Here is a 9,477-nt window from a genome sequence, read left to right as displayed (position 1 = left end):
GAAGACCGCACGGCCTCAAGACTTACGTCACCGGACCGGCCGCGCTGAACACCGACACGCTCGACGCCGCCGACGCCAGCATGTTCACGCTCACGATCGTGTCGGTGATCGTGATCATCATCATGCTGCTGCTCGCCTACCGCTCGGTGGCCCGAGCCCTTATCCCGCTGGTGGGTGTGCTCCTGATCTTGGCGACGGCGCGCGGCGTCGTCTCGTTCCTCGTCGGCCTGCACGTATTGGGCATCTCGTCGTTCGCGATGAACATGCTCGTCGCGTTGGTTCTGGGCGTCGCCACCGACTACGGCATCTTCTTCATCGGCCGATACAACGAGGCGCGCCGGGCGGGACACGACAAGGAATCCGCCTACTACGAGTCGGTCGCGAACACGCAGCACGTCATTCTGGGGTCGGGCATGGCGATCTCCGGGTCGACACTGTGCCTGAGCCTGACGAAACTGAACTACTTCCGCACCCTGGGCCCGCCCTGCTTCGTGGGGATGGTCGTCGCCGTCGTCGCGGCGCTCACCCTCGGTCCCGCGATGCTCGCGCTGGGCGGCCGCATCAAATGGTTGCAGCAAATCAGTCCGACGAGCCCGATATGGCGCCGACTCGGAACCGCGATCACCCGGTGGCCGGCCGCATTCATTTTCGTCGCCCTTCTCGTCGTTCCGTTTTGCCTCATGAATCTCGCTACCTACAAGGTGAGTTACAACGACCGGGACTTCGCGCCCGCGTCGGTCGAGTCCGTCGAGGGATACGCGGCCTCGGACCGGCACTTCCCGAAGAGCCAGTTGTCCGTCGACAACCTGTACGTCAGCGCGGATCACGACATGCGCAATACGACCGACCTGATCACCCTGGACCGGATCGCCAAGACCGTCTTGCGGGTTCCCGGCATCTCCATGGTGCAGGGCATCACCCGGCCGAACGGCCGACCCCTGGAACACGCCTCGCTGCCCTATTCCATGGGGTCGGTGGGCACGAAGATCGGCGAGAACCTCGCGTTCTTCAAGGACCGGGTCGCCGACATCGACACGACGGCGGACCACATGGGCAAGCTCATCGAGGAAACCACCCAGTTAGAACAGCTCACCGGCCGGCTGGAGGACCTCACCAGCCAGCTGACCGAGGGCACGCACCTCTCCCGCGAGGCGACCGAACGGATGCGCGCGATCACCGACGAAGTCCGAGACAACCTCGCCAACGTCGACGACTTCTTCCGGCCGCTGCGCAGCTACCTGTACTGGGAGCGGCACTGCTATGACATCCCGATCTGCTGGACCATCCGATCGCTGAACGAGACGGTCGACAACGTCGACCAGGTGAGCGAACAGCTCGGCGACTTGGTGAAGGGCCTCGCCATTATCGACACGGTCACTCCGCAGATGGTTCCCCGGATGCACGCCATGGCCGAACACATGGGAACGATGGTCAAGGAAATGCGGGCGATGCAGTCGCTGACATTGGCGATGCAAAGCACGCTGCACGCCATGATTCCGCAGATGGAAGTCATGATCCATCCGATGATCGACATGGCGCAGGCATTCGACAACGCGAAGAACGACGACTTCTTCTTCCTGCCGCCGGAGTCGCTCGAAACCGAGAATTTCAAGGTCGGCCTCGAATTCTTCATGACACCCGACGGAAAAGGCGCGCGCTTTTCGATTTTCCATGAGGGCGAGGCGATGAGCCCGGCGGGCATTCAGCAGACGAGGAACGCCACCGCCGCCGCACACGAAGCCATCAAACAAACGGCGCTCTCGAACGCGAAATTGGACATGGCCGGCGCCTCACCGACCTACCGCGATGTCGAGGACTTCTCCCACAACGACCTCATCCTCATGATGCTCGCGACGTTCGGGCTGGTGTTCGTCATCGTCTTGGTCATCACCAGGGCACTCGTCGGCTCAATCTTGGTCCTGGTCGTGGTCGTGCTTTCGTTCGCTGGTTCATTGGGTTTGGCGTCCCTGATCTGGGAGACGTTGCTTGGCACCCAACTGCATTGGCTGAACGTCCCGATCGCGTTCATCGTGCTCGTCGGGGTGGGTTGTGACTACAACCTGCTGCTGCTGTCCCGGTACCGGGAAGAGCTCGACGCCGGTATTGCGACCGGCATGATCCGCGCAATCGCGGGTTCCCTGAGCGTGGCGGTCACTGCGGCCCTGGTGCTCGCCGGCACGATGCTGGCGCTGCTTTCCAGCGACGTGAAGAACATCGGGCAGGCCGGGTCGACGATCGCGATCGGACTGGTCTTCGACATGTTCATCATGCGGCTGTGCCTCGTCATGCCGATCGCCCGAATACTCGGCCCGTCGTTCTGGTGGCCGCAGCGGGTGCTGAGCCGGCCCAGGGCTCCGGCCGGTGTTCGGTCGGCGGCCGTTCCGCCGCTGTAGAGTCAGCCGCCGTGACGCGGTTGCCGGATCTCACGCCGCCCGAGGCTCACAGGGGCCGGAAACACATGCACTGTTCGACGGTCTTGAAATTCTGCCCGCAGTAGATGCACCGCATTCGGCCCGAGCGGCCGATCCTGGCCAGAGAAGCCCGCACCCACTTGCGGTAGTGGAACGTGCACACCGGCTGATGACCACCGCAGGGCTGGTGGCGCAGCGCGAGCCAACTCGCCGGCCGCTCACACCCGTAAGCGCTTTCACAACGCACCGACTCGGCCCATGCGGATACCACGGCGTCGAAGGTGTCGGCGGTGTCGGGCGGGACGGCATCCGACGTCTCGGGACGCGGGGTCATGCCGGTGCCTATACCCTCCGCCGCTCTCGTCAACCGCCGCGGCGGCATCCTTTCGCGGGGCGGATACCCGAGCCAGACGCGCTCAGACGGGTTCACGCCAGCCGGTAGGTGCCGTTGGTTGCTTTCCGCAACCGGCTATGGGTGCCAGCGGTGATGTGTTTTCCAGCGTCAATCTCGATCATTGACACGGACCCAGTCCGCGCGCCGGTTTGTTCCGTGGCGCGGAACCGTGCGGAGCAAGTGCAACGTGAGATGGCGACAAAAGTACTGAAGGAAGTGAAGTGGCAGTGGAACAACGGCATCGCGTTGTCGTGATCGGTTCTGGGTTCGGCGGGCTGACCGCCGTCAAGGCACTCAAGCACACTGCAGTCGACGTCACGATGATCGCCCGCACCCAGCACCACCTGTTCCAGCCACTGCTGTACCAAGTGGCGACCGGCATCATCTCGGAGGGCGAAATCGCCCCCGCCACCCGAGTGATCCTGCGGAAGCAAAAGAACGCCAAGGTGTTGCTGGGCGACGTGGTGCACATCGACCTCGAAGGCCGCCACGTCGTTTCCGAGGTGCTCGGGCGTCGCTATACGTGCGAGTACGACACATTGATCGTTGCGGCGGGAGCGGGCCAATCCTATTTCGGCAACGACCATTTCGCCGAGTTCGCCCCCGGCATGAAGACCATCGACGACGCGCTGGAGTTGCGCGGGCGCATCCTCGGGGCGTTTGAGCAGGCGGAGCTCTCCAGCGATCCGGCGCACCGACAGAGGCTGTTGACCTTCACCGTCGTGGGGGGTGGTCCGACGGGTGTAGAGATGGCGGGTCAAATCGCCGAACTGGCCCGCGAGACGCTGAAAGGCTCGTTCCGGAACATCGACTCCGCCAAGGCCCGGGTGATGCTGCTGGACGCCGGGGATGCGGTGCTCCGACCGATGGGCCCCAAACTCGGCAGGAAGGCCCAGGACCGGCTGCAGAAGATGGGGGTCGAGATTCGGCTGGGGGCGATCGTCACCGACGTCGACCACAATGGCCTGATGGTCAAGGACGCTGACGGGACCGTCCGCCGCATCGAATCGCAATGCAAGGTGTGGTCGGCGGGCGTATCGGCCAGCCCGTTGGGCCAGGACATCGCCGACCAATCCGCGGCCGAGATCGACCGCGCCGGGCGTGTCAAGGTGCTGCGGGACTTGTCGATTCCGGGCTACCCGAACGTGTTCGTGATCGGCGACATGGCGTATGTGGAAGGCGTGCCCGGCATGGCCCAGGGCGCGATTCAGGGCGCCAAGTACGTGGCTGCCGTGATCAAGACGGAACTCAAGGGCGCCGACCGCACGGAGCGGAAGCCGTTCAGGTACTTCGACAAAGGATCGATGGCCACGGTGTCGCGGTGCTCGGCGGTGGCCAAGGTCGGCCCGATCGAGTTTGGCGGGTTCATCGCCTGGTTGGCGTGGCTCTTCCTGCACCTGGTGTACCTGGTGGACTTCAAAAGCAGGACAACGACACTGGTCTCGTGGATCCTGACGTTCTTGAGCACGCGTCGCGGCCAACTGACGATCACCGAGCAGCAGGCCACCGCCAGCGTCACGCCTCAACAGCTGGCGGACATCGCTGCGGCGAGTTGAGTCAACAGGTTTTCCGCCCCGCCCGTTCAGAAGCCTTGCCTTGCAGCGCTTTACCTTCATTCGGCTCGGCTGGTGTGGTGCGGGATGGTGATGTCGAGGGCGGTGCCCCCTCCCAGGGGGCTGGCCACCCGCATCCAGCCGCCGAGCACCTCGATGCGGTCCTTGAGGCCGATCAGCCCGGAGCCCTTACCCGAGTTCGCCCCGCCGACGCCGTCGTCGGAGATGAGCAGGGCGAGGTTCGTGTCGTCTGCGTGCGCCCGCACCCTCACCTCGGATGCTTGAGCGTGCTTGGCCGCGTTGGTCAAAGCCTCCGCGACCACGTAGTACGCGGCGACCTCGACGCACTCCGGCAACCGGTGGTCAATCGCGACATCGAGGTCGACGGGCACCGGCGAGCGGCGGGCCAGCGTCTTGAGCGCCGCGGGCAGGCCACCGGTCGACAGCACCGCCGGATGGATGCCCCGCGATATTTCCTGCAGCTCGGTGAACACGTCGGTCAGACCCGAGACCGCCTCGGAAAGCTCGTGTTTGAGCGCATCGGCCTCGGGTGGCACCGACTCCTGCGCGAGACGAAGTTTCAGGCCCAGCGAGACGATGCGTTGCTGGGCTCCGTCGTGGATGTCTCGTTCCAGGCGGCGACGGGCGTCGTCGGCGGCCGCCACGATCCGGGCCCGCGAAGCGATCAACTCCTCGCGGGTGGTCGCGGCCGCGATTGCCGTCGCAACCAGCTCGGCGAACTCGACGATGCGAGATTCGGTGTCGGGCGGCAACGGATCGTGTTCGGTGGTGGCAACCACGGCCAACCCCCACAGCCGCTCGTCCACCACGATTGGCGCCCCGATCCGCGATCGGATACCCAACTCCCGAACGCGCTCGGCGATGGGGCCGTCAGTGCCCTCCCAGCTGTCCATCCGAGCCGCGCGCCGCGTATGCAACACCCTCGCGGCGACGTTGTCGCCCTCGGTGCCCAGGCGCTCCCCCACCTCCAAATGCGCCACGCCGGGCGCCGCATGGGAGGCCACGACGAAGATTGCCGCGCCGTCGTCCTCGAAACGGAGCACCTCGGCGCTGCCGACGTCGAGGCAGTCGGCCATCTCCTCGGCCACCGCGGAGAACACCTCCACCTGACTGACACCTTGTGCGACCAGCGTCGCCACGCGCCGCAGCGCCGTCTGCTGCCTGGCCAGCACGCTCAGGTTGTCGGCGAGTTCGCGCAGGCTGTCGCGGCTGTCCTGCAACGCAGATCTGGTGGCGGCGTTGGCAATTGAGGTGCCCACCAGATCCGCGAAGTCCGCCATGCGCGACTCGGTGTCGGGCGGCAAGGGTCCCGTTCGCGACGCCACGCCGACCGCACCCCAGACATGGCCACCGACGACGACCGGGACCGCGACCATGGATTGGATGCCGAGACCACGGATGAAGGCAGCCGTCGAGCCGGCCGCGCCGTCGTGGGTGTCCATGCGGGCGGGCCTCCCGGTGCGCAGCACCATCGGCGCGACGTGGTCGCCGCCCAGCGGGAAACGCTGGCCGGCCGTCGGCGCACTCATGTTCAACTCCTCCACGCGCCCGACTGCCTCCACGACGATGTCGTCACCGTCGAAACGAATGACCGTCGTGTTGTAGACGTCCAGGCATTCCCCCAGCTGCTCGGCGACCGCGTTCAAGACTTCGGCGGGCGCCGCCTCGCGGGCAACGAGTTCGGCCACCAGGCGCAGCGCCGTCTGCTGGCGAGCGAGGTCGCGCAGGCTGTCACGGCTGGCTTGAAGTTCAACCCTGGTGGCGGCGTTAGCGATTGACGTGGCCACCAGATCCGCGAAATCGGCGATGCGCGCCTCGGTGTCGGCCGGCAGTGGGTCGTTGCGCGACGCCGCGGCAAGCACGCCCCACACGTGTGCCCCGACGGTGATGGGTACGCCCACCATGCACCGCACCCCGACATCGCGAATGCGTGCGGCCGTCGCGCCGGCCGCACGGTCGTGGCTGTCAATTCGGGCGGGGCGACCGGTGCGCAGGATGATTGGCCCGATGTGGTCGCCCGTCAGGGGAAACCGCTCGCCGATCGCCGGCGGGTTCGGCAGTTCCGGCTCGGCGCGGCCAAGGGCCTCGATGACGATGGCATCGTCATCGAACCGGCCGACGGTCGTGTTGTGGACGTCCAGGCAGCCCGCGGTTTCCTCGGCCACCGCCCGGAATACCTGGCGAGGCGGCGCCTCGCGCGCCACCAGTTCGGCCACCCGCCGCAGCGCCGTCTGGTGTCGGGCGAGGTCGCGCAAACTGTCGCGGCTCGCCCGAAGTTGTTCCCTGGTGGCCGCGTTGGCGATCGCGGTGGCGACCAGGTCGGCGAAATCGGCCATGCGGGCTTCGGTCTCAGGGGGCATGGGCTTGGTCCGCGACGCGACCGCAAGCACTCCCCACAGATCTGAGCCGACAACGATGGGGACACCGACGACCGATTGCAGCCCGCCCTCACGGATGCGTGCGGCCCACGCGCCCGAAGCGTTCTGGTAGTCATCAATTCGGGCCGGTCGACCGTCTCGCCGAACCATCAGGGCGATGTTGTCCCCCTCCATCACGAACCGTTCCCCGACCACCGGAAGGTTCGGCATCGCGGAATCGGCCCGCGCGACGGCCTCCACGATCGTCGCGTCGTCGTCGTAGCGGACCACCGTCGCATTTTGGACGTCGAGGATGCTGGCGATTTCCTCCGCGACCGCGTGGAACACTGCTGCCGGCTGCGCCTCACGCGCGACCAGTTCCGCCACCCGGCGCAGCGCCGATTGGCGTCGCGCGAGCTCGCGCAGGCTGCTGCGGCTGGAATTCAGCTGTTCACGAGCCGCCGCATTGGCGATCGCGGTCGCAACCAGATCGGCGAAGTCGGCGATGCCCACCTCGGTGTCGGCCGGTAGTGGATCGCCCCGCGAGGCCACGGCGGCCACCCCCCACAGTTGTTCGCCGACCATGATCGGGACGCCGACCATCGATCGGATGCCCATCTCCCTCAGGCGTGCCGCCGAAACGCCCACCGCGTGCTGGTGGTTGTCGACCCGCGCGGGCCGTCCCGTGCGCCGAACGATCGCGGCGACGTCGTCGCCGCCGAGTGGAAACCGCTCGCCCACCGCCGGCGGATTCGGCAGGTCGGTCTCCGGACGCCCAAGCGCCGCGGTGACGATTTCATCGCCTTCGTAACGACCCACCGTCGCGTTGTAGACGTCCAGAATATTGGCCATCTCCTCGGCCACGGCGTTGAACACGTCAGCAGGCTCGGCATCGCGGGCGACCAGTTCGGCCACCCGACGCAGCGCCGTCTGATGCCGGGCGAGCTGACGCAGGCGGTCCCGGCTCGCCCGCAGCCGCTCCTGGCTGGTCTCGAGCATGGTACGGATTTCGCGGAGTTGCTCTTCTTCCGCGCGTTGCCCGGTGACATCGCGGCCGACGGCATAAAACAACCCGTCATGCGGCGTGACGCTCCATTCGATCCACCGCGAAGAACCATCACGTCTAATCGCCCGGTTTTCGAAACGAACCGGCCCACGTCCCTCGGTCAGGTCTTTTATCGGCTCACGGAGCCGATCCATGTCTTCGGGCGGTACCAATTCGAATGGGGCGGCCATCAAATCGTCCATCGTGTAACCCAGCGTCTTTTCGAAGGCCGGATTGACCTTGAGCAATTGGCCCCGATCGGAAATGACCATGAGGTCGGAAGTAAGTTCGAAGAACTGTTCCAATCCGTGCGGGCTCTCGCCCGATCGGTTGCTGACCTTCCCGCGGTCGCTGGCGGCGGCGAAGACGACGGCCACAAAATTGCCGACGAGGGCCACGCCCAACAGAACCGCGTAGATCGTCCCCGTCGGGTCGTCCGGTGCCACTTGCTTGAGCAGAACGACCAGCACGGCCGCGACGACCGAGAATCCCGCCGCGGCGGTGACCGCAAATCCGGGCGCCGGAACTGCCCGCAGCCGAACCGACGCTTTTGGAGGCGCAACCGTTGACGTGCGGGCGGCGCGCCGACGTCTGGGCGACATCTGTTCAGTATGTATCGTTCGGACGTTCAGCAAAGCCCCACCGTTGCTTTTTTGAATTCCGCTTATCTCGCGTCGACCTTGCCACCACGCAGCGGCGAAGCCGACCAGCGCACTGGCAGCGTTGTCACAAAAGGCGAAATGAGCGGCTTTGTCGCATGCCCGTGCGCGACGCCAGAGATGTGATGACGGCTAACTCGTACAGCAGTACGCTCATGCGGTGGCGGATACGTCGTACGCATCCTGCGGCGATTTGAGGCTTGCATATCAAGTTTTCGGCGATGGGCCTATCGAGCTGGTCCTCATCCCGCCTTACGTCAGCCACGTCGAGCTGTTCTGGACGCAGCCGGAGTACAAAGCGTTTTTCGAGCGTCTCGGGACCTTTTGCCGCGTCGTGGTGTTCGACAAGGCCGGTGTCGGATTGTCGGACCCGGTCCCCAAGGTTCGCTCGGTGGACGATCGAGCCGCCGAGATCGAGGCCGTCATGGACACCGTTGGCTTCGATAAGGCCGTCCTTCTCGCGTTGAGCGAGGGTGGCCCCGCGGCCATTGTCTGGGCGGCACGCCGACCGGAGCGAACGCGGGCGTTGATCCTCCACGGCACGTACGCCACCCTGGGCGGTCTGGAGTGGGACGACTTGGATCGCAGCACGGAGGAGGTCCGAGCGCGTATCGTTCGTGAACTCGGTGACGAGTACTCGCCGACGATTCAGCAGCTCGAACGCTGGCAGGACTTCGGCGACGCTGTCCGCTCGGATTGGGGCGACGGTAGGGCGGTCAAGTGTCTCGTGCCATCGGTTCGTTCGATCCGCCAGCTCGGAATGATGGAGCGGATGTGCGCGAGCCCCGGAATGGCGCGGGCAACCGTCGAAGCGTCGTTCGGCATCGACGTGCGACCGATCCTGCCGACCCTCAACGTCCCAACGCTCATCGTCCACGCCCGCGGAGACCCCGGGGTGCCGGTGCAGTATGGGCGATACCTCGCCGACCACATTTCCGGTTGTCAGATCCTTGAGGTCGAGGGCGTGGACCATGCGCCCTGGTTCACCGAGCCCGAACGGACCACGACGGCGATCGAGGAGTTCCTCACCGGCAGCC

At 65.8% G+C, this 9,477-nt stretch carries 5 protein-coding genes; 3 read left to right on the top strand and 2 right to left on the bottom strand.

Annotation, left to right across the window (positions count from 1 at the left end; all coding sequences use genetic code 11):
• Positions 1-2,393: RND family transporter (locus A5712_RS21950; protein WP_068109691.1), on the top strand; the 2,393-nt coding region annotated here is incomplete at its 5' end.
• A 46-nt stretch (positions 2,394-2,439) separates the two neighbouring features.
• Here the strand turns inward: A5712_RS21950 and A5712_RS21945 are convergent.
• The gene (locus tag A5712_RS21945) at positions 2,440-2,745 is read right to left on the bottom strand and encodes a hypothetical protein (protein ID WP_068109688.1); all 306 of its coding nucleotides are present in this window, start codon (positions 2,743-2,745) and stop codon (positions 2,440-2,442) included.
• A gap of 281 nt (positions 2,746-3,026) precedes the next feature.
• Between A5712_RS21945 and A5712_RS21940 the strand changes: the two genes are divergently transcribed.
• Positions 3,027-4,361: an NAD(P)/FAD-dependent oxidoreductase gene (locus A5712_RS21940; RefSeq protein ID WP_068109685.1), complete on the top strand. Its 1,335-nt coding sequence runs from the start codon at positions 3,027-3,029 to the stop codon at positions 4,359-4,361.
• Between the two features lie 56 nt (positions 4,362-4,417).
• Here A5712_RS21940 and A5712_RS30425 read toward each other — a convergent pair whose 3' ends face one another.
• Positions 4,418-8,383, bottom strand: coding sequence for a GAF domain-containing protein (locus A5712_RS30425; RefSeq protein ID WP_082973586.1), 3,966 nt, complete (start codon positions 8,381-8,383; stop codon positions 4,418-4,420).
• Between the two features lie 217 nt (positions 8,384-8,600).
• Here A5712_RS30425 and A5712_RS21930 point away from each other — a divergent pair.
• Positions 8,601-9,477 (top strand): alpha/beta fold hydrolase (locus A5712_RS21930; protein WP_156766711.1); only part of this gene is annotated, 877 nt, incomplete at its 3' end.

Origin of the sequence: Mycobacterium sp. E2327, assembly GCF_001672675.1 — a bacterium.
GTDB lineage: Bacteria > Actinomycetota > Actinomycetes > Mycobacteriales > Mycobacteriaceae > Mycobacterium.
This window is presented reverse-complemented; position numbering and strand designations above follow the sequence as displayed.

Bases quoted from the DNA above. Each gene is read 5' to 3' on its own strand.
- A5712_RS21945 (WP_068109688.1), bottom strand. From the start codon at position 2,745: ATGACCCCGCGTCCCGAGACGTCGGATGCCGTCCCGCCCGACACCGCC.
- A5712_RS30425 (WP_082973586.1), bottom strand. From the start codon at position 8,383: ATGTCGCCCAGACGTCGGCGCGCCGCCCGCACGTCAACGGTTGCGCCT.